Annotated in this window: 20 protein-coding genes; 10 read left to right on the top strand and 10 right to left on the bottom strand. The window is 39.4% G+C overall.

The window, feature by feature from the left end:
* Window positions 1-1122, bottom strand: coding sequence for a bifunctional 3,4-dihydroxy-2-butanone-4-phosphate synthase/GTP cyclohydrolase II (gene ribBA, locus FY048_RS09555; RefSeq protein ID WP_003654193.1), 1122 nt, complete (start codon window positions 1120-1122; stop codon window positions 1-3).
* A gap of 241 nt (window positions 1123-1363) precedes the next feature.
* Window positions 1364-2671, bottom strand: coding sequence for a hypothetical protein (locus FY048_RS09550; RefSeq protein WP_446090963.1), 1308 nt, complete (start codon window positions 2669-2671; stop codon window positions 1364-1366).
* A gap of 59 nt (window positions 2672-2730) precedes the next feature.
* Here FY048_RS09550 and serB point away from each other — a divergent pair, with 59 nt between their 5' ends.
* The gene (serB, locus tag FY048_RS09545) at window positions 2731-3954 is read left to right on the top strand and encodes a phosphoserine phosphatase SerB (protein WP_446090962.1); all 1224 of its coding nucleotides are present in this window, start codon (window positions 2731-2733) and stop codon (window positions 3952-3954) included.
* A 23-nt stretch (window positions 3955-3977) separates the two neighbouring features.
* Here the strand turns inward: serB and FY048_RS09540 are convergent, their stop codons facing one another.
* Window positions 3978-4250, bottom strand: a complete 273-nt coding sequence (locus FY048_RS09540) for a hypothetical protein (protein ID WP_446090961.1) — start codon at window positions 4248-4250, stop codon at window positions 3978-3980.
* Window positions 4251-4363: 113 nt separating this feature from the next.
* On the opposite strand from FY048_RS09540, the gene aciT reads away from it, so the two are divergent.
* Window positions 4364-4699, top strand: coding sequence for a ciprofloxacin tolerance protein AciT (gene aciT, locus FY048_RS09535; protein WP_446090960.1), 336 nt, complete (start codon window positions 4364-4366; stop codon window positions 4697-4699).
* A 251-nt stretch (window positions 4700-4950) separates the two neighbouring features.
* Window positions 4951-5430 (top strand): hypothetical protein, encoded by a 480-nt coding sequence (locus FY048_RS09530; protein WP_035366362.1) that lies wholly within the window; start codon window positions 4951-4953, stop codon window positions 5428-5430.
* Window positions 5431-5473: 43 nt separating this feature from the next.
* Here FY048_RS09530 and dtd read toward each other — a convergent pair whose 3' ends face one another.
* Window positions 5474-5917: a D-aminoacyl-tRNA deacylase gene (gene dtd / locus FY048_RS09525; RefSeq protein WP_322902810.1), complete on the bottom strand. Its 444-nt coding sequence runs from the start codon at window positions 5915-5917 to the stop codon at window positions 5474-5476.
* Between the two features lie 168 nt (window positions 5918-6085).
* Between dtd and pncB the strand changes: the two genes are divergently transcribed.
* From pncB to FY048_RS09500, 5 genes are all read left to right on the top strand, one after another.
* Window positions 6086-7300 (top strand): nicotinate phosphoribosyltransferase, encoded by a 1215-nt coding sequence (gene pncB, locus FY048_RS09520; RefSeq protein ID WP_446090959.1) that lies wholly within the window; start codon window positions 6086-6088, stop codon window positions 7298-7300.
* A 140-nt stretch (window positions 7301-7440) separates the two neighbouring features.
* Window positions 7441-8289, top strand: a complete 849-nt coding sequence (locus tag FY048_RS09515) for a sulfurtransferase (RefSeq protein ID WP_446090958.1) — start codon at window positions 7441-7443, stop codon at window positions 8287-8289.
* Window positions 8286-9137: an archaetidylserine decarboxylase gene (gene asd, locus FY048_RS09510; protein ID WP_004790127.1), complete on the top strand. Its 852-nt coding sequence runs from the start codon at window positions 8286-8288 to the stop codon at window positions 9135-9137. The genes FY048_RS09515 and asd overlap by 4 nt, the downstream gene beginning before the upstream one ends.
* Before the next feature lie 429 nt (window positions 9138-9566).
* Window positions 9567-10787 (top strand): acetamidase/formamidase family protein, encoded by a 1221-nt coding sequence (locus tag FY048_RS09505; protein WP_446090957.1) that lies wholly within the window; start codon window positions 9567-9569, stop codon window positions 10785-10787.
* A 129-nt stretch (window positions 10788-10916) separates the two neighbouring features.
* Window positions 10917-11336 (top strand): hypothetical protein, encoded by a 420-nt coding sequence (locus FY048_RS09500; RefSeq protein WP_049837554.1) that lies wholly within the window; start codon window positions 10917-10919, stop codon window positions 11334-11336.
* A 71-nt stretch (window positions 11337-11407) separates the two neighbouring features.
* On the opposite strand, the gene FY048_RS09495 is transcribed toward FY048_RS09500, so the two are convergent.
* Window positions 11408-12169 (bottom strand): AcfC family putative adhesin, encoded by a 762-nt coding sequence (locus FY048_RS09495; protein ID WP_446090956.1) that lies wholly within the window; start codon window positions 12167-12169, stop codon window positions 11408-11410.
* 232 nt (window positions 12170-12401) lie between these two features.
* On the opposite strand from FY048_RS09495, the gene FY048_RS09490 reads away from it, so the two are divergent.
* A complete protein-coding gene (locus FY048_RS09490; RefSeq protein ID WP_446090955.1) occupies window positions 12402-13598 on the top strand; it encodes an alpha/beta fold hydrolase in 1197 nt (398 codons plus the stop codon).
* Window positions 13599-13666: 68 nt separating this feature from the next.
* Here FY048_RS09490 and phoR read toward each other — a convergent pair whose 3' ends face one another.
* From phoR to FY048_RS09475, 3 genes are all read right to left on the bottom strand, one after another.
* Window positions 13667-15025 (bottom strand): phosphate regulon sensor histidine kinase PhoR, encoded by a 1359-nt coding sequence (phoR, locus tag FY048_RS09485; RefSeq protein ID WP_446090954.1) that lies wholly within the window; start codon window positions 15023-15025, stop codon window positions 13667-13669.
* 9 nt (window positions 15026-15034) lie between these two features.
* Complete coding sequence (phoB, locus tag FY048_RS09480) at window positions 15035-15745, bottom strand: phosphate regulon transcriptional regulator PhoB (RefSeq protein ID WP_446090953.1); 711 nt, start codon at window positions 15743-15745, stop codon at window positions 15035-15037.
* A gap of 253 nt (window positions 15746-15998) precedes the next feature.
* Window positions 15999-16670 (bottom strand): TetR/AcrR family transcriptional regulator, encoded by a 672-nt coding sequence (locus FY048_RS09475; RefSeq protein WP_009391386.1) that lies wholly within the window; start codon window positions 16668-16670, stop codon window positions 15999-16001.
* A gap of 213 nt (window positions 16671-16883) precedes the next feature.
* On the opposite strand from FY048_RS09475, the gene FY048_RS09470 reads away from it, so the two are divergent.
* A complete protein-coding gene (locus FY048_RS09470; RefSeq protein WP_446090952.1) occupies window positions 16884-17717 on the top strand; it encodes an SDR family NAD(P)-dependent oxidoreductase in 834 nt (277 codons plus the stop codon).
* A gap of 57 nt (window positions 17718-17774) precedes the next feature.
* On the opposite strand, the gene FY048_RS09465 is transcribed toward FY048_RS09470, so the two are convergent.
* Both FY048_RS09465 and FY048_RS09460 read right to left on the bottom strand, forming a co-directional pair.
* Entirely contained in the window at window positions 17775-19142 is a 1368-nt protein-coding gene (locus tag FY048_RS09465; RefSeq protein WP_225623387.1) for an MATE family efflux transporter, read from the bottom strand.
* A gap of 105 nt (window positions 19143-19247) precedes the next feature.
* Window positions 19248-20402 carry a pyridoxal phosphate-dependent aminotransferase gene (locus FY048_RS09460; RefSeq protein WP_446090951.1) on the bottom strand — a complete coding sequence of 385 codons (1155 nt, stop codon included), beginning with the start codon at window positions 20400-20402 and terminating at the stop codon, window positions 19248-19250.
* Window positions 20403-20416 lie beyond the last annotated feature (14 nt).

Genomic DNA, 20416 nt, shown 5'->3' with positions numbered 1-20416 from the left:
TTATTTCGTTGTGATTTGATCAGCAGTGACATATTCCACTACTTCTAAATTAAAGCCAGATAAAGCATTGAAACGTAATGGTGAGCTAAGAAGCTTCATTTTTTCAACACCTAAGTCACGCAAAATTTGAGCACCGACACCAATCGTTTGATATTGATGTGAAAGTGCTGCATTGGATTTCACCGGTTTTGGCTTATTTAAATCATCCAACGCTGGTCCCAAGTCTTGCAAATGATCTTGCCCGATCCAGACTAAAACACCGCGATCACTCGCTGCAATTGTCTGTAGTGCACGGTCTAGATTCCACGCAGGTTCGCCATCAGCTTTATTGAGCTTAAGCAAATCGCGAATTGGACTGAAACCATGTACACGTACTGTTGTAACACCTTCTTTTGGCTCGCCTTTAACTAAAGCCAAATGGATGTCCGGATTACCAATCTCACGATAACGATAGAGTTCAAATGAACCATATTCTGTTTGAATGGTTTTTTGATCCAGACGTTCAACCGTTTGCTCATTGGTCATGCGGTAGTGAATCAAGTCCGCAATTGTACCAATTTTTAAGCCATGCTTCTCGGCAAAAATTTCTAAATCTGCACGGCGTGCCATTGTGCCATCTTCATTGATGATTTCACAAATGACAGAAGCGGGTTCAAGACCTGCTAAGCGTGTTAAATCACAGCCTGCTTCAGTGTGACCTGCACGATGCAGAACACCACCTGGTTGAGCCATTAACGGGAAAATATGACCCGGTTGTACAATATCACTTGGCTTTGCATGCGCTGCGACAGCAGCTTGAATTGTATGTGCACGCTCTGCTGCTGAAATACCAGTCGTAATACCTTCAGCGGCTTCGATTGATAAGGTAAAGTTTGTACTATGCTGAGCACCGTTTTGGTCAACCATCAACGGAAGGTTTAACTGCTTACAGCGCTCACGGCTTAACGTTAGGCACACTAGACCACGTGCATGGGTAATCATGAAGTTAATGTCTTCAGGACGAACATGCGTTGCTGCAATGACAAGATCACCTTCATTTTCGCGATCTTCGTCATCCATCAAGATAACCATTTTGCCTGCACGAATATCGGCGACAAGATCTTCAACACGACTCAGCGGCATTCGCTTTCACCTTTTTTTGTCGTAAGACAATTTCTATTTAATAAATTTTGCATAGTTTACGCTGTTTAGAGAATTTTGCCTATGATTCTGATTTATCCAAATTTGCAACGAGATAGAATAGATCCAGCTTTATTTATACAAATAAATCATAAGAAAATGGAATAATTTAAAATAAAAACGATGAATTTAAATAAAAAAAAACCTAGCCAAAAGGCTAGGTTCTGATGTGCGCACTTACTTTTTATGAAGCTGCACTGCTTGGACTATCATTTTGTGGGATTGATTTTTTGCCCATCAAAATTTCAGTTCGGATATTTTGAGCAAGTTCAGCGCACTCTGCATTCATGCCATTGATCATAAATGCATGACGAGTCATGACATTACTTGGGTTTGGCATTGCAACAAGTTGATAGCTATCCTGAATTGCCTTGAGTTGATCATTCTCAAGATATAAAGCAGATTCTTTCGCATGAAGGTGCTGTGCTAAACGTTGAGCAGCCTCTTTCGCATCAATTTGCATCGCTTCTACAGCATTACAAGTTGCGCTACGAGTTTGTAAAGCAAAGCGTTTATCTTCGCGATAACGTTTATATAAAACGTCAGAGAGCAGTTGGAATACAGTTCCAATCATCAGCAGACACTCTACCGCGTGAGTATGCGAAGTTGAAATCGCAAGTGTCGCACCATCAGCATTAAACTCATTTACCACTTCAATATCTGTTAGCTTCAATTGGTAATGCTTCACACATAACTCAATACTCTTGTTTAAAAAGAGCTGACAGAGTTTAAAGTACGGAACAGATACCGATTGGTTAACACTGCTTAATAACTGTTTAGGGTCATAAAACTGGATATTGAGTGCCAAAGTATGTTGGTCAGTTGAATCTGAGGTTTTCTCTGGCTGCGGGCGAACCAGTGGTTTACCTTTCGCTTGCTGCTGAGCTTGGGCAACCAACGTCACTGTATTTTGTTTTTCGAGAGCCAATGCTTGAGTTAACTGCTGAATTTCATGTTTTAAGCGGTTCTCTTCATTAATGCGTGCTAAATATTCGCTACGGGTCGGACGAGCAATCGCGCGATAAGCAAGCCATAATAAAACATGCAAAAACAGAGACGCTAAGATTGCCAGCCATTGAGTACGCAGAATTTCACCAATACTTGGCTGAATCAGCGTGATCTCGATAGAGCCCACTTTCTTTTCGTTTTGCAGCGCATCGCGAGCAAAAATCTCACCTTGGCGAGTTTTTGAAATTCCGCTCGTTGCCAGCACTTGTTTATTGGCATCAAGAATGCGAATAGACGCAACGCTTGGATTGGTTGCATAGCGATTGGCAATCAGAGCTAAAGATACCGTATTTGCCGGTTCTAGCTCGGATAAGCTGTCTGCAACGAGCTGACTGGTCATGAGCTGACCTTGACTCGCACGGTTTTCATTGAGCTGGTGTGTCGTTGCAATCACCAATAAAAAGGTATGCAATGCAAAACTAACGATCAGTAGGCTAGCAAATAGCCCTTGTCTAGGCGCAATCAAGTTAAACTTCCAAGGCAATTATATTGAAATTCGATTATGATTCTTACAATAGTTGTCACTCAGACTAGAGTCAATTCATGCGAGAAATCATTCTTATATCCTTTTTAGGACCAGACCAACCAAACCAGTTTACCCGATTAATGCAAGTACTATCCGTACATTCATTGCAAATACTGGATGTAGGTCAGGCTGTTATTCATAATCAACTCACATTGGGCATTGTAGTCGCTTCCGATAATGAAACTGCGACCGCATTGGCAATGAAAGAAATTCTGATTTTAGCACATGATATTGGCTTAACAGTGCGCTTTAAACCAATCACAGGCGCAGAATACGATCAATGGGTAACAGAAGGTGGTCGTACTCGTTATATCGTCACGGCTTTAGCCCCTGAACTCACTGCTGCACATTTACAAGCAGTTACACAAATTGTGTCTAGCCAAGGCTTTAACATTGAAACTGTTACCCGTTTATCTGGCCGTGTTGACTTCAAAAAGGATAGCGCATTCCCACGTCGTGCATGTGTACAGTTTGGTTTAAGTAGTGGCCCAACTTTAGATGCACAAGCTATGCGTGCGGCCTGTTTACTTCTTTCAAGTGAATTAAATATTGATGTCGCTGTTCAAGAAGATAACACTTATCGACGTAACCGCCGTTTAGTTTGTTTTGATATGGACTCAACTTTAATTGAACAAGAAGTGATTGATGAGTTGGCGATTGAAGCAGGGGTAGGCGCGCAAGTTGCTGAAATTACTGAAAGAGCGATGCAAGGTGAACTTGATTTTCAGCAAAGCTTCCGTGCTCGTGTTGCATTATTAAAAGGGCTAGATGCTGCTGTTTTACCCAAAATTGCAGAGCGTTTAACCATTACTGAAGGTGCAGAGCGTCTGATCTCGACCTTGAAAGCACTTGGTTATAAAACAGCAATTTTATCTGGTGGATTCCAGTATTTTGCTGAATATCTACAAGGCAAACTCGGTATTGATGAAGTTCACGCCAACATTTTAGATGTGCAAGATGGTTTTGTAACTGGTGAGGTTAAAGGTGCGATTGTTGATGGCGCCCGTAAAGCTGAGCTATTACGCGAACTTGCGAATAAAATGGATATTTCTTTAGAACAAGCCATGGCAGTAGGCGATGGTGCGAATGATTTACCAATGCTTGCGATTGCAGGGCTTGGTGTGGCTTATCGTGCTAAACCTTTAGTTCGTCAAAATGCAAATCAGGCGATTTCAAGTGTTGGCTTAGATGGAGTGCTGTATTTACTTGGCATGCACGACAAAGATTTAAACCGTGCTTAACCTATAAGGCTAAGCTTTAAGCGCTACTTCAGAGTAGCGCTTTTTTTATGCAGAATAGTTATAAAATCAAGGGTGTTATGCTCAAATCGTGCACAGAAAAAAGGCAATAAAAAAATCTGAAAAAAACTTATTTTGGTCATTAAAAACAGCATATTTTTTTGTAATGACACGCCAGAATTGACGCCATATAGGGAATCGAACTTTTTGAATTTTACAAAAATGTAATGACAAAAGAATGTTGCGACAAAGTATGTCGCATTAAGAAAAAACGGGTCTTTTTTTCTAAAAAAAAACATCCATAATGCATCGTAAGCTTCACCACAAATTATGAATTAAAGTTGTTTTTGGAATGAGGTCGGGTTTTTAAGACCGAATGTTTTTAGACGTTTTCATTAAGACGGAGGTTTCTATGGTAACAGCGAATTTTGCCGCTATCGCCGGATTCAGCTTGATTGCTGTCGCGCTTGTTGCTGTTTTCTTTTCTCCTTACCGTCGTTGGCTTGGTTTTATGCTTGCAGGGATGTTCTTTTGGGGGCTATTGGAAGTGGTCCGTTTGGGAGTGCAAGTCACTTTTGAAATGCCAGTCACATATAGTTATTTAACTGCACTAAGTCTAGCGATGGTAATGGTTACATTTATTTTGTTACGTGAGGATAAACAGGCACAAAAGGCTTTGGCAAATCGCCAATATATAGAGCACACGCCAGTATATGAAGATGATCAGCAACAATGTTCTAGCCGATAATTAAATTGTTATCTAACGGTAAAAAGGTATGCACAGCATGCCTTTTTTATTTACGAAACGTGATTTTTATTATACAAAGCATTTATTAAAAAATAGCCAGTTATGCTACGATACGTGAGTCGGTTGACGTTTCATCTAGATTGCGTTGCCAGCTAAAAATTATCAGTTGATGCACAAAACTCAGGCAATGGTATGTCCTTGCTCAGTTTTGCTCTAAAGTTTTCATAAAAATACAATAGGCGTGAATGTTCATGAAACTTTCTTCTATACCTGTAGTCAAATTACCTCTCGTTGATGTCAGTACAGACCCGTTAGATTTATTGGTAGCAGGTTTAGTGCTGCGTATGAAGCAATTGGCACGTACTAGCCCTAAGTTTATTGAATTGATTCATGACCGCGCTTTCCGTATTCAGATTGGTACGGATTTAGGTGTGGCACGTCAGATCATTATTAATAATGGACAGATTGACACTGTTGCTGGCGCAGCTGAAAAAGCTGACTTTATCTTGCAATTTGCAGATAGCGAACAGGGTGTAAAAACCTTGATTAAAGGTGACCCAACAGCGTTTATGACGGGTATGCAAAACGGCAGTATTAAAATGGAAGGAGACTTCAGCCTACTCGTTTGGTTTAACCAAGTGGCTAGACTTATTCCACCTAAATTGCCAAAACCAGTTAAAGATAAAGTACGTCAGGCACGTGCTTTTATTAAAGAGAAAACTGGTCGTTAATCGCCAGATATAAAAAAACTCCCGTTCGGGAGTTTTTTTATATCTACGCTTCGACTTCCAAGTTAAACGTCACTGGACCATCATTAATTAAATGAACTTTCATATCAGCAGCAAAAATGCCAGTTTGTACTTTTTCAAATTGTGAATGGGCATATTCAACCAGCTGTTCATATAACGCTTTGGCATCTGCTGGTGGCATGGCTGGCCCAAAATCTGGACGTAAACCCTTTTGCGTTTGAGCCATTAGGGTAAATTGCGAAACAAGCAGGATTCCACCATTTGCTTGAGAGACATTCCAGCCCATTTTGCCCTGTTCGTCATCAAAGATACGATATTTCAAAATCTTATCAATAAGCTTCTGACCCATGGCTAAAGTATCATCTCGACCAATGCCTAAAAAAACCAGTAGTCCGTGTTGGATTTCACCAGTAGTCTCACCGTCAACCACCACTTTGGCTTCAAGAACTCGTTGTATTAAAGCACGCATAGTTAAAGCAAATTTCTGCAATTAATTGAATTGATTTAGTTTAGCAGAATTTAAATTAAATGATTTTTAAAAGGAAATTTCATGGAGTTGCAACAATGGTCTAAAAGCTCGCAATTCATTTATAAAAATATGCTTTAATGCTAAGAAGCAAGCGAATAATCATTGACTATGTCTCCAATTATCCATTCTTTACTAGATACAGACTTGTACAAATTTACAATGTTACAAGTGGTTTTGCATAAATTCCCGCAAACCCATAGTGTCTATCATTTCCGCTGTAGAAATTTAGAAGACACAGTCTATCCACTAGTAGATATTTTGGATGATTTAAACGAGCAACTCGACTATTTATGTAGCCTTAAATACAAAGAAGATGAACTTCAATATTTGCGTAAATTACGCTTTATAAAAAGTGACTTTGTTGATTATTTAGAACTATTTCAACTGAAAAGACGTTTTATTCGAGCTAGCATTGATGCCGAAGGTCGTTTGGATATTCATATTGAAGGCCCGATGGTTCAAGCCATGATGTTTGAAATTTTTGTATTGGCGATTGTAAATGAACTTTATTTTAGCCGTATTAAAACCGATGACGTATGGGCTGAAGGTGAGCGCCGTTTAAAAGCCAAACTTGAATTGATTCAGCAATATGAAAAAACTCAAAAACCGAATGATCCGCCATTTCTAGTCTCTGATTTTGGTACACGTCGCCGTTATAGCTTCGTTTGGCAAAAGCATGTTGTGGCAGCCTTTCATAAAACAGTGCCAAATGTGTTCCGTGGTACAAGTAATGTCTTGCTTGCTAAAGAGTTAAATATTACCCCAATTGGCACCATGGCTCATGAATTCCTGCAAGCTTTTCAGGCACTTGATGTAAGACTGCGTGATTTCCAGAAAGCGGCTTTAGAAACATGGGTACAAGAGTACCGTGGCGATTTAGGAATTGCCCTAACTGACGTTGTTGGTATGGACGCTTTCCTCAGAGATTTTGACTTGTATTTCGCGAAACTATTTGATGGCTTGCGTCATGACAGTGGTGACCCCTATGAATGGGGTGATAAGGCCTATGCGCATTATCGTAAATTAAAAATTGATACCAAAACCAAAATGCTGACCTTTAGCGATGGCCTTAATTTGCCAAAAGCATGGGAATTACATCAATACTTTAAAGACCGTTTTCAGGTGAGTTTTGGTATTGGAACCAATTTGACCAATGACATGGGCCAAAAGCCGCTTAATATTGTGTTGAAACTCGTTGAATGTAATGGACAGTCGGTTGCGAAAATTTCGGATAGCCCAGGTAAAACCATGACTGATAACGATACTTTCTTGGCTTATTTACGTCAGGTTTTTGAAATTGAAGAACTTGAAGAAGTGGTTTAAGTAAAAAGTAGTCTCACTATTTTTAAAGGTGAGAATGCTGATATCTGATTTTCTGCTAAAGAGTTGCAGAAAATCAGAGTTTGTTAGATATATGCTTATGCTAATATGAAATTAAGCTGGTATAAAAAGAAACCATGACGATGACCCTCCCTGATTTTAAACTTGATTTATTAATAGAAGCAGAAGAATTAGTGCCTTTTCTAGGCAATGAATATATTCGCATTGTAGATTTGAGCCGTGCTTCTGTTTATGAGCAACTTCATATTCCGCATGCTATTCACTTACAACCAAAATGGTTAGTGACTCAACACGAAGAAGCCACTGGCATTTTGCCAGATGAAGCAGGTTTACAAGCACTGATTGAGAAATTGAATATTTCACCTAATCATCATGTTGTGGTCTATGACGATGAAGGCGGAGCATGGGCTGGGCGTTTAATCTGGAATTTGCATTGCTTAGGATTTACCCGTACCAGTTTAATTAATGGTGGTATTCATGCATGGTTAGGCGCGGGTTTGCCAACTACAGCAGAAGTCGAAAAAGTTTCTCCTGTGGCAGACTTAATTCAGATTGATTTATCGCATGCTGCTCAGTTCCGTGTGAACTATGAAGAACTACGTAAACAAGTCGAGCAAGAAAATATTCAATTGTGGGATTGCCGGACAAGTGATGAATATAGTGGGGTCCGTTTAGCAGCGCGACGCGGCGGTCACATTCCAAATGCACTCCATTTTGAATGGAGTACTGCACTTAATCGTGAAAATCATCTAAAATTGCATCCGCTTGAACGCACGCGGCAGCGTCTTGAACAACTTGGGTTCGATTTAAAACAACCTGTAGTCGTATACTGCCAGTCACATCACCGTTCCGGTTTAGCCTATATTTTGGCTAGGCTCTTGGGCTGGGAAGCTAAAGCCTATGATGGTGCGTGGAGTGAATGGGGCAATCGCCTCGATAGTCCTATTATTACTGGAGAATCACCGTCGTGAGTTTCACATCTCGATTAAAAAAAGAATTATTTATTAAAGCGCAAAACCTTGTACCACAGCATCAATTGAGCCGAGTGGTCGGTAAAGTTGCAGCGAGTGAAAATCCAGTTGTGAAAACTGCTGTTATTCATGCATTTAAAACCAAATATGGAATTGATTTATCGATTGCTGAACAAGGCAATGCACTGAAATATAAATCTTTTAATGACTTTTTTACTCGTGCTTTAAAAGATGGCGTGCGTCTCGTTGACGAAAATGCAGATAGCATTGTTTCACCTGCTGACGGTGCTATTTCACAGATTGGTAAAATTACTGCGGGTGAAGTATTTCAAGCAAAAGGCCAAAGCTTTTCTGTAGAGAAACTCATTGGCGACCCACAACTTGCTCAGCCGTTTCAAGAAGGCGAGTTCGCGACAGTCTATCTATCTCCACGCGATTACCACCGTGTTCATATGCCGTTTGCAGGTACATTAACTGAAACTTTGTATGTACCAGGTGAGCTATTTTCGGTAAATCAGGTGACTGCTGAAAATGTACCTGGACTATTTGCCCGTAATGAACGCATGGTGTGTTTGTTTGATACTGAACTTGGCCGCATGGCAGTTGTGTTAGTGGGTGCAATGATTGTTGCTGGTATTGAAACTGTGGCAACAGGTAAAGTAAAACCTTCAGGTCGTATCGAATTACAGCATCATCAGTTAAAGCTAGAGAAAGGTGCTGAGCTTGGACGTTTTTATTTAGGTTCTACCGCGGTTATTTTATTTGAAAAAGATAAGATCGAATGGGAACAACGTTTTAAAGCTGAGTCTGTGGTTGTAATGGGCGAGCGTATGGGACATACAGTTTAGTCACTTTTATAGCCTGTATAATACAAATAAGCCCTGACTTTAATTATTCAGGGTTTATTTTTTCGAGTTAAATCATATAAAAGTAAAATATATAACTATGTTTGTATTTATATTATATGGAAATATAATTATTATTAAGTGATCTGAAATAGGACGTTATATGAACTAGCCTATAAATATGTGTCTGAAGAGAGCAAAAATATTAATATGATTAAAAATTAATAAATAAAAATAGAAAGAAATATTTAAGTTAGACTTAAGTCGTAATTTTAATTTTATTTGAAGATAAGTTATTAAATCTAAAAAAATTATTTAATTTTATAAATATGATGTGCTTTTTAGTTATTGCACAGTTTTTAGCCTTGGCACAATGATTGCTAAATATTCAGGACCTTACTGTAATTTTCATATTTTTTAGGTTCTGAAATCATGTTAAAAGTTAAACGCCTGACAGCTTCGGTTTTATCTGCACTTTGTATTTCACTCAGCCATGCCAATGATTTTAAAGTTTTAAATCAAATTTCAAAACAGCCGACTCAACTTCAAAGTGGCGAATATAAAGGTAATTATTACGTTCCATCTACTTTAAATACCATTACATGGGGCTATTTACCGAATCGAGATGCCAAACCCGTCCTTACCGTTCCGTCGGGTAGTGTTGTGACATTTGATACGGTTTCTCATGAAGGTTTGCTTGAAGACCAAGGGCGTAATGCTGAAAAGTTCTTTCAATCGAAAGGTGTCAAATCTAATGAAATATTGGAAGATGCAAAAACAATTACGCAGTCAAATCTAAAGCATGATTTTCATAAAGATGGGCCACATATTGTGACTGGTCCTGTTGCAATTGAAGGCGCACAGCCCGGTGATATTTTGAAAGTTGAAGTACTTAAAGTTGAGCCACGTGTACCTTACGGTGTTATTTCAAATCGACATGGTAAAGGTGCTTTAGTAGGGGAATTTCCTAAAAAAGCAAAACAAGAAAATGCATCGGCTGAGCATCCTGAACGCTATGGAAATGTCTCAATTTTCACCCCAATTGAAAAAAATGCCAAAGGTGAGTACGAAGGCGTATTAAAAACAGAATCGGGTAAATCAATACGTTTCCCGCTTTACCCTTTTATGGGAATTATGGGGGTAGCAGCCAATACTTCTGAGCCTGTTCATTCTGTACCCCCTGCAATGTATGGTGGAAATATTGATATTAATGAACTAGGTGCAGGTTCAACAGCCTATTATCCTGTTCAAGTCAAAGGTGCCTTATTTTATACGGGTGATAGCCATTTCGCACAAGGGGATGGTGAAGTAGCATTAACTGCACTCGAAGCTTCAGCACGTGCGACACTAAAATTTACCTTACTCAAAGCAGGTAAAGATAAAATACCGGGTAAAGAGCTAAAACAACCTTTAGCTGAAAATGCTGAGTTCTGGATTACACCGGGACTTGATGAAGATCTAGATGAAGCGATGAAAAAGTCTACACGTGAAGCCATTCGTTTCTTAAACCAAGAATATGGTATTGATGAAGCAACAGCTTATGCGTATTTAAGTGCCGCAACTGATTTTGAAGTTTCACAAGTTGTAGATAAAACCAAAGGGATCCATGCAAAAATTAGAAAAGCTGATTTTAAAGAGTTTGAGAGTAAATAATTAAGTGAACTAAGCTTGGTATTTAAAATATTAAATACCAAGTTAAATTCATTTTAACTATTAATAAGTTTTATATATTTTATAATTAAGTATAATAAAAATCACACATATTTATTAGTATAAAATCTAATGCACTCACTTCCGAACGCTCTACTTTATATTGCTGCATTATTAACATTCTGTGCTGCATTACTTCATTTTGTTTGTGTGTTCTGGGGGGCAAATGGTTTTCGGTTTTTAGGGGCCGGGAAAAGTATTGTTCAGATGGTCGAAAGAGGGCATTGGTATCCTAATTTTACAGCTATAGCTGTGGGGTTAATTCTAACGGTATGTGCTACTTATGCTTTCTTTGCAGCAAAGGGAATACAGGTATTACCATTTACTAAACTTATTTTGTCGCTTGTTGCAGCGGTTTTTCTTATCCGTGGTCTGGCTTTTCCGTGGTTAAAGTCAAAATTTGTCGGTAATAGTGATTTATTTTGGTATATCAGTTCAGCCTTTTGTTTAATACTGGGAAGTTTATATGCCGTTGGAGTATATTTAATTTGAAATGAATATATTCTAGTTGAACTAGAGTGAATAATTTTAAAAAGAAAAGGGAGCTACGCTCCCTGTTTTACTTATTTAGTCCAACCATATTTTTTGAAAATAGTATTACCTTGCTGAGACGATAAGAACTCTACAAAACGTTTAGCTTCAGCGTCTTTTAGACTATGCTTGGTTAAGGCTACACCTGTATCTCGATAGACAACTAGCTCTGGTTCGATAGGGATAATTTGCCCAACATCTGGGTTACTAACTCCCCAAATATTAAAGACTAACCAAGCATCATAGTTACTATTTTCTTCCCAGTTTTTCTTGGCAATACCCGTATTGGCTGCATAGGTGACAATATTTTTTCGAACAAATTTGGTTAATTGAATATTGCCAGTTCTACCCGCGATATCCTCCCACATACCGACCTGACCTGCACCATGAGTAACTAAAACTTTAACGCCAGATTTAGCTAGGTCTTTAAATCCTTTAATATTTTTAGGATTTCCTTTGCGTACTAAAATGGCCGCGGGGCGTAAATATAAAGGTTCCACCGAGTCTTTTATAATTTGCTCAGAAAAAGTATTTTCAAAATCAGACATCATGGCTTCAGAACCACTATATATAACATCGGCATCTAGTTTCGCTTGGTCAGACCATTGAGAAGTAGGCCCAGACATTACATGGACTGCTATGCCAGTTTTATTGGTGAATTGTTTGGCGGCTTCTTTCATGGCGGGTGCTGGCCCACCAGGACCATACACTTGTACGTCTGCAAAGCTATGGATAGGTAGAGAACCGAGAATAAGACAAATCAGGTACGGTATAAATTTATATTGTTTTGACATTTTAATCGCTATAGTAATTAAGAAAATATCAGCATATATTTTTTATTATTTAAACGGGATTAATTTTTGCAACGATATTTATAATACATTTCTTTAAAATATATTTTAATTGGTTATATGTAAATGTAAATTATTTTGAGTTGAATATAAATATAGATGATTTTATGGTAATTTATATTTTATAAATTGATTATTTGAATAGATATATTGTAAATAATAGAGGAGTAATCCCTTGATTAAAAAAAGTAATTCTTTTTTAAAAATTTTATTTAGCAGCGCTTGTTTGGTGTCTGGTTCTGCTATGGCTGCTCCCATTACAGATTTGGGTAAGCAAATTGTGAGCGACAAACCGGGTTCAATACTGTCTTTAGAACGGCAAGATGTGACGAATTTATTTCCTCATGCAGATCAGCGGTTGTTGATAAATTATCGTAGTCGAGGTATTCAGGGCGAGCCCATTGTGACATCGGCTTTTATTTTATTACCTAAAGGTACACCACCAAAAAATGGCTGGCCAATACTTGCTTGGGCGCATGGCACGACCGGAGTAGCTGATACTTGTGCACCTTCGGGTGATTATGTTGGTGGGCCCGTTCACTCATATCAAGAAGTTGCTTCCAAAGCTTTAGATGGCTGGCTTGCACGTGGCTATGCAGTGGTTGCACCTGATTATCAGGGCTTAGGTACACCGGGTGGCCATCCTTATATGAATGCAAAGAGCCAATTGCATACGGTAGTCGATGCGGTGCGTGCATTACATTTGCTTAAGCCCAAGAGTTTTAATAAACAGTGGTTGGTGATGGGACATAGTCAAGGCGGGGCTGCGGCAATTGCAGTGTCTGCCTATGGTCAAAAAGATGCGCCTGAACTGGATTTAAAAGGGGCAATCGCTCTTGCACCAGGCGGCTATCAATATGAAGGCATTGCAGAATATGTGCAGAGTCATCCAAACCCGGAACCTAGTGTGGCAGCATTTTTCCCGATAGTATTATTGGGTGCGCAAGCAGCAGATCCAAGCATCGTTCCTGAAAAGCTGGTAAGTCCAGAAATGAACGCGGTGCTGACTCAAGGGCGCAGTCGTTGTTTATCTGAACTTCAATCTGATTTAAAGAAATCTCCTTCTAGCATATTTCGATCTGATGCGGATTTAAAACCTCTTTTGGCTTATCTAAAACAGCAGTCCATTGAAAATATGGTGCCTACCGTACCGTTAATGATTGTTCAGGGTTCTAAAGATCATTTAGTCGACCCTAGAGGGACATCTGCTTATTACCAGCAGCTATGTAAATTAAAAAAACCAACCATCTATCAAACGATTGATGGCGGAGATCATCGCGATGCATTACGCCAGAGCAATACATTTGCCACTAACTTTTTAAATGTAATAGACAAAAATCAGACGAAATCATATTGCTCTAATTTTAAGTAAATTATTTTAAATAATACAAAAAAGCCGACTTTTCATAAGTCGGCTTTTTATATGTACGGGAGATAATTTTAGGTCATGTTATATAGTCTTTCTTTCGGAAAAACTACGGTAAAGGTTGAACCTTCATTTTCTTTAGATTGCACATCTAAATGGGCACCGTGTTGCATAAGCACGTGTTTTACAATCGCCAAGCCTAAACCTGTACCACCTGTTTGGCGACTACGGTCGCTGTCAACACGATAGAAGCGCTCAGTTAAACGTGGCAAATGTTTTGGGTTAATTCCAATACCTGTGTCTTGTACACTAAAGTACGCATGTTCACCATCGTCGTGCCAGCCAATCGTAATAGTTCCACCTTTTGGTGTGTACTTGATGGCGTTAGTAATTAAATTACTAAATGCACTGGCAATTTCCATGTCAGAACCAATCAGGTCACAATGACTATCAATGTGTAAATTGAGTGTGTGTCCATAATCGGCATTGTAGGCCTGAGCATCATCAAAGAGTTGATTCATTAAGCTCGGCATTTCAATAATCTGATTTTTTGCAACTTTCTTGTTGTTTTCTAAATTCGATAACAGCAGTAAATCATTCACCAAAGCATTCATGCGTTTGGTTTGTGACTGCATCTGATCAAATGCACGTTTCCAGCGTGGACTAATATCTTCTTGATCGGTAAATGTCTCGATATAACCACTGAGTACAGTTAATGGTGTACGAAGTTCATGAGAGATATTATCGACGAAGTCTTTACGCATTTGTTCAAGGTTGTGCATACGCGTAACGTCGTAAGCTACCAATAAGCGACTTTCTCCACCAAATCGTGTGAGTTTAACCTGTACATAGCGGTCATCATCAAAATTAGAGTGAAGCTTGATACCATCGGGTGCCTGATCAATATTGTTAAAATATTCAATAAAAGTCGGCTGACGTAAAATCGTTAATAAGTTACGGCCGCGGTCGAGAGGGCTGATGCCCAATAAACGTTCAGCAGCAGGGTTCCACCATTCGATTTGATGTTGGTCATCAATCAAAACAACGGCTTCGGCAAGGGCAACTAAAGATGATTGAGCTCGGTCAATTAAACCGACCATTTCGGCCTGAACAATTCGTTCCTGACGCTGAGCACGGTAAACATTAAACAATAATGCCCCCCAAATCCCGTTTAGATTTGGAGGAACGTCATAAGGCTTATTCGCAATCCAGTCATTGACCAGATATAAAGAACGCAACTGGAGTGTAAAAAACACCACGAAGGCGATAAAAATACAGCTCCAGAAATACCCAAGGCCTAAACCGACTAAACCGGCAATAATTAGAAAAAATAATAAAAGCCGTAAATCTTGTTTGGCAAACGTCCATAAACTACTGTAGCGGGAAAGCTTTTGTTCACGTACCTGTTCGGGGACGGGGTAGGGTTCATACATAAATCTTGGTTAACCTGCGGCTAAATCTGCACGTGTTGAAAAGCGGTAGCCTGTTCCACGCACAGTTTGAACAAATCGGTCAACACTGAAAGGTTCTAAAACTTTACGTAAACGACGGATGTGTACATCGATAGTTCGATCTTCGATATATACATTACCTCCCCACACCTGATCGAGCAACTGGGCACGTGTATATGCACGCTCTGGATGGGTCATAAAAAAAGCAAGTAAGCGATATTCAGTTGGACCCATTTCTAAAATACTATCGCCAAAGCTAACACGCTGGCTTACAGGATCAAGAATTAAACCATTAGCATCAATGGTTTTTTCACCACTTAATGCATTAGCACGACGCAGAACTGCCTTAATACGTGAAACCAGTTCACGTGTTGAGAAAGGTTTAGTCATATAGTCATCTGCGCCAGCGTCAAGACCTTGTACTTTGTGGTCTTCTTCTCCGCGGGCAGTCAACATAATGACTGGAATTTCTGATAGGTTCTCATCTCGTTTTAAGCGGCGACATAAATCGACACCACTTACGCCTCCAGGTAACATCCAATCAAGCAAGATAAGCGCCGGACGTTGGTCGACGATAATTTGATGAGCCTGTTTGGCATCTTCTGCCTGTAAACACTGAAAGCCTGCCATGTCCAAAGAAGTATGGATCATTTCACGAATAGGAAGCTCATCATCGACAATTAAAATATAGTCATCTTTCACAGCGCAATATCCTATAGATTTAACGGTGAACCGTTTTGTAGTTATGACAGGCTTATTACAAAGATTAATTATGACAATTTCATTGCAGAAAAGTCTATAAAATTGAATTTAGCAATAATTTGTGACAAAACTAAGGCAAAGGTATGACCAAATGATGACATGGAAGCTTAAATATTCTTAAATTCATTCAACATGTTACCCTTTTTAAGTCTTTTAATGTTTTCACATTTTTGAGTGTCAAAAAACTTTAATATTATTTTGAGACCTGAGCTAATAAAGATAAGAAAACAATGCGGCACGCGGTTAAAACCTGTTCAAGAGACTGCTCAAAGCCTCCCATGACCCATCGAATTGCGATTTGAGTGACATATCCATTTAGGCCAGTTGCGATTAAAGAGAGCTCATTTTCATGGTGTTGAATTTGCGGCATGGTCAACATAACAAAGGCCTGAATCATGCGATCAAATTGCGCAAGTGTCTCTTGAATGGTGGCCTGATTATGTAATTCTTGGACCAAAACTGCATCAACATAGACAATACGAGCTAATCTTGGGTCGTTTTTTAATGTGGTCAGAAGCGCTCTTAAGCCAGCATCCACCATTTTTTCTGGATCAGGTGTCGCTTTAATGACAGCTTGCATCAAGTTTTGCTGTAATTCTTCAATCATTTTTAAAAAGATGGTTTGAAATAAATCTTCACTCTTTTTAAATGATTCATAAAAATAGCGTTCTGTGAGTTTTGCTTCTTGGCAGACATCCTTGACGGTCACGGAAAAAAAACCGAGCGTTCCATAGGTGGCAATGCCAGCTTCAATCAGTTTTTCTCGGCGTGCCTCTTTACGTTCAGATAGAGATAACCCTTTGAACTGACGTTCTTTACTCACAGTTTTTGTTTTCTTTTTACTGGTTGAGTCGTTAGTCGCCATAAATAAGTCGTTTCCTAAAAGAATGGTTTCCTAATTTATAGGTTTTGGCCAAATATGCTTACTATGATAAAGCCCTCAGCAGAATTGTGCCATTCTATCTGAAATTACAGTGTACTATATTGACAATGGATATTGTCAAAATTATATTGAAGAGGTCTGAATTGCACATGCAATGAACCGACTGTGCAAATATCGAAAAACAAAGGATGGACAATGAAAAATTTTAAAAACAAAGTCGCTGCAATTACGGGCGCGGGTTCGGGCATTGGGCAGCAGTTAGCAATTCTTTTGGCAAAACAGGGCTGCCATCTTTCATTAAGTGATATTAATGAGAAGGGATTAGCGCAAACTGTCGAGTTATTAAAACAGTATAGCAATATTACTGTTAGCACCAAAAAGCTTGATGTTTCTGACCGTGAAGCAGTAAAGCAGTGGGCACAAGAAACTGTTCAAGATCATGGCTCGGTTAACCTGATTTTTAACAATGCTGGTGTTGCGTTAGGCTCAACTGTTGAAGGTGCAACCTACGAAGATTTAGAGTGGATCGTTGGGATTAACTTCTGGGGTGTCGTGTACGGAACTAAAGAGTTTTTACCGTTCATTAAGCAAACTCAAGATGGTCATATTATTAATATTTCGAGCTTATTTGGTTTAACCGCTCAACCAACCCAATCTGGTTATAACGCGACTAAATTTGCTGTGCGTGGTTTTACTGAATCATTACGCCAAGAGTTGGATATTGAAAAAAGTGGCGTAAGCTCGTTGTGCGTACATCCGGGTGGAATCCGCACCAATATTGCTAAATCTGCAAAAATGAGTGATAGCCTGAATAGTTTAGGGATGGACCCGACTAAATCAATTCAAAACTTTGACAAGCTACTACGTACTCCACCTGAAGAAGCAGCTCGTCAAATTTTACAAGCGGTATTAAAAAATAAACGCCGTTTATTGATTGGCAGTGATGCAAAAATTCTTGATGCATTCCAGCGTTTATTCCCAACGGGATATCAACGTGCTTCAACCATTGTGACCAAATTAATGAAATAATTTTTTAACGTAAAAAAGCCATCAAATGATGGCTTTTTTTATGTGGTTTGAATAGTTCTAAATAAGAACTTTGATCTTCTTTTTCTTCCAGATAAATTGGTAATACAAGCCTTGAATAATACATAAACTCACAAATGCCAAGGCATAGGCAACCCAGATTCCTTTAAGCCCCCACATTGAGCTAAACCAGTAAGCACATGGAATTTCAATAAATAAAATAGCAGAGATGTTTAAGAGCATTGGGACAGTCACGGTTCCGCTGGCACGCATGATCGATGCAAAAATGGCACCTGCACCAAAGAATAAAATTGCCCAAAGCACAATAAATAAAAGTTGCTGCCCTAACACCACCACAGTTGGGTCGGTAATAAACAAAGCCATTAAATATTTTGAAAATAGATAGCCAAGTGCAATTAAGGTACCTGTAAATAAAAAGTTCATTCCCAAAGCTGTGCGGGTTACCCGTGCTAACAGATCTGATTTGCCTGCACCAATCGCTTGTGCTGCAAAAATTGAAGCTGCAATTGAGATCGACAAGGCAGGGAACTGAATGTAGTTGAGTACCTGATTCACTGCACCATACGCTGCTGTAGCATGCGATCCGTAATGGTTAACCAATCCAACAATAACCAAGCCAGCCATTGAGGTGGTAATCATTTGAATGCCGGTTGGCACGCCTAAGCGCAAAATAATTTTGCTCAGTTCTGGATTGTGACGGATATGTTGCAGAAGCTGCCGATTAGGTCTAAGCGGGTGATTTTTCTTGTTCAGATAAATTGCCAGAAAAATTAAGATAGCAACATAACCCGTGATCGTTGCAATTGCTGGAGCAATAATTCCTAGGGCGGGTAAGCCAAAATAACCTTTAAGCAATATCGGGGTAATCACTAAGCCAATTACGCTGGTTAATGCCAATGCAAGTAAAGGCGTGGTACTGTCGCCTACACCCCGTAAAATTGAGGTATAAATAATATAAACAAACAGAAGCGGGCTACCCGCCAGCATCCATTGTACATAAGGCAAAGCAAGATGCATTACCTTTGGATCTGTACCTAATAATTCTAAAATATCGTGGGCAAAAAACACACCGATAATCGCGGTAATTACCCCACCAATCAGTGTCATAAACAGGGTAGAACCGACCACACTTTGGACTTTCTCTATATTTTGTGCGCCCCATGCTTGCCCTACTAAAACAGTAGTACCCGTTGAAATCCCGATAATAAAAGCGAGGAGCAAGAATAAAATAGGGAAAAAAACAGAGACGGCAGCAATCGCATCAACTCCCATCATTTGACCAACGAAGATGGTGTTAATCGTTCCCGATAAGTTCTGCAAAATATTAGTTGCAATAAGGGGGAGCAAGAAAACAAAAAACGTTTTCCATAGATTTTGCTGGTGAATTAAAGACTGTCTTGGTGGCATGTGTTCTCCATCGCCCATCTCTTTGATGAGCGGGGCGGACATTCAACTTAGCATATTTAGGTGAAATTTCTTGTAGTGTTTTACTGTGCTAAGTTTCTAAATTTATTAACATTCATTCAAGATTTCTCCTGCTTTTTGCAATGTCTCATCATTTTTAGCAAAGCAGAAGCGAATCAGGCGTAAAGACTCGGGCGCTTGCTGGTAGAAAACCGAAACAGGAATAGCCACAATTTTATGTTGCTCCGCAAGAAACTGGCACATTTCTACATCGTTTAAATCGGGTCTAATTTGACTGTAATCAAGGTTTTGAAAATACGTACCTTGAGATGGTTTTAACAAGAAACGGCTATTGTGAATCGCCTGATTAAATCGATCTCGCTTAGTTTGGTAAAACTGCGAAAGCTCTTGAATATGTTCTGGATGTTGCTCAATATATTGCGCTAGAGCAATCTGAAAAGGCATCGTGCCACAGAAATTCGCATATTGGTAAATCTGGCGGAATAAACGCATTAACTCAGGTGACGCGACGCAATAACCTGTTTTCCAGCCCGTCACATGAAAGGTTTTCCCAAAAGACCCAATCACAAAACTACGCTCTCTGAGCTCTGGAAAATGCAAAGCACTAAAGTGTTGTTGACCATCAAACACTAAGTGTTCATAGACTTCATCGGATAAAACCACAATGTTTTTATCTTGAATCAGTTCAATGAGTTCTAACCAGTCTTGTTTATCCCAGATGGTACCTGTTGGATTATGGGGAGTATTCACCACAATCATACGGGTTTTGTCATTAATCAAATCTTTAACTTGCTGCCAGCTCACCTTAAAGTCAGGTGCTTCAAGTGCAATATGAACTGCTTTACCGCCAGCTAACTGCACAGAAGGGCCATAACTGTCGTAACTTGGGTCAAAAATAATGACTTCATCACCTGCGTTAATGCATGCCTGTATGGCACAAAAAATTGCAATGGTTGCGCCGGGAGTAATCGTGATTTGCGTTACAGGGTCAAGTTGAAGTTGGTCACGCTGCTGAAATTGTAAAGCGAGTTGTTCGCGTAAACCGAGAATGCCATCGCCGGGTGGATATTGATTATGCCCAGCTAAAGTCGCCTGAGATAAAGCTTCCAGTAAGGCTTGTGGTGCCGGAAAATCTGGAAAGCCTTGTGACAGGTTGAGAGCACCTAGACGATGTGCCATTGCTGTCATGGTACTAAAAATAGTCACACCTTGAGTGGCCAGTTTTGACTGTAGCTGTAGCATATTGTTCTCTTATT

Source organism: Acinetobacter sp. 1124_18A (assembly GCF_052824995.1).
This window is presented reverse-complemented; position numbering and strand designations above follow the sequence as displayed.

Bases quoted from the DNA above. Each gene is read 5' to 3' on its own strand.
- FY048_RS09515 (WP_446090958.1), top strand. From the start codon at position 7,441: ATGACCCTCCCTGATTTTAAACTTGATTTATTAATAGAAGCAGAAGAA.
- FY048_RS09540 (WP_446090961.1), bottom strand. From the start codon at position 4,250: ATGTTTTTTTTTAGAAAAAAAGACCCGTTTTTTCTTAATGCGACATAC.
- FY048_RS09530 (WP_035366362.1), top strand. From the start codon at position 4,951: ATGAAACTTTCTTCTATACCTGTAGTCAAATTACCTCTCGTTGATGTC.
- FY048_RS09475 (WP_009391386.1), bottom strand. From the start codon at position 16,670: ATGGCGACTAACGACTCAACCAGTAAAAAGAAAACAAAAACTGTGAGT.
- dtd (WP_322902810.1), bottom strand. From the start codon at position 5,917: ATGCGTGCTTTAATACAACGAGTTCTTGAAGCCAAAGTGGTGGTTGAC.
- ribBA (WP_003654193.1), bottom strand. From the start codon at position 1,122: ATGCCGCTGAGTCGTGTTGAAGATCTTGTCGCCGATATTCGTGCAGGC.
- pncB (WP_446090959.1), top strand. From the start codon at position 6,086: ATGTCTCCAATTATCCATTCTTTACTAGATACAGACTTGTACAAATTT.
- FY048_RS09495 (WP_446090956.1), bottom strand. From the start codon at position 12,169: ATGTCAAAACAATATAAATTTATACCGTACCTGATTTGTCTTATTCTC.
- phoR (WP_446090954.1), bottom strand. From the start codon at position 15,025: ATGTATGAACCCTACCCCGTCCCCGAACAGGTACGTGAACAAAAGCTT.
- FY048_RS09505 (WP_446090957.1), top strand. From the start codon at position 9,567: ATGTTAAAAGTTAAACGCCTGACAGCTTCGGTTTTATCTGCACTTTGT.
- FY048_RS09470 (WP_446090952.1), top strand. From the start codon at position 16,884: ATGAAAAATTTTAAAAACAAAGTCGCTGCAATTACGGGCGCGGGTTCG.
- FY048_RS09500 (WP_049837554.1), top strand. From the start codon at position 10,917: ATGCACTCACTTCCGAACGCTCTACTTTATATTGCTGCATTATTAACA.
- FY048_RS09460 (WP_446090951.1), bottom strand. From the start codon at position 20,402: ATGCTACAGCTACAGTCAAAACTGGCCACTCAAGGTGTGACTATTTTT.
- serB (WP_446090962.1), top strand. From the start codon at position 2,731: ATGCGAGAAATCATTCTTATATCCTTTTTAGGACCAGACCAACCAAAC.
- aciT (WP_446090960.1), top strand. From the start codon at position 4,364: ATGGTAACAGCGAATTTTGCCGCTATCGCCGGATTCAGCTTGATTGCT.
- FY048_RS09465 (WP_225623387.1), bottom strand. From the start codon at position 19,142: ATGCCACCAAGACAGTCTTTAATTCACCAGCAAAATCTATGGAAAACG.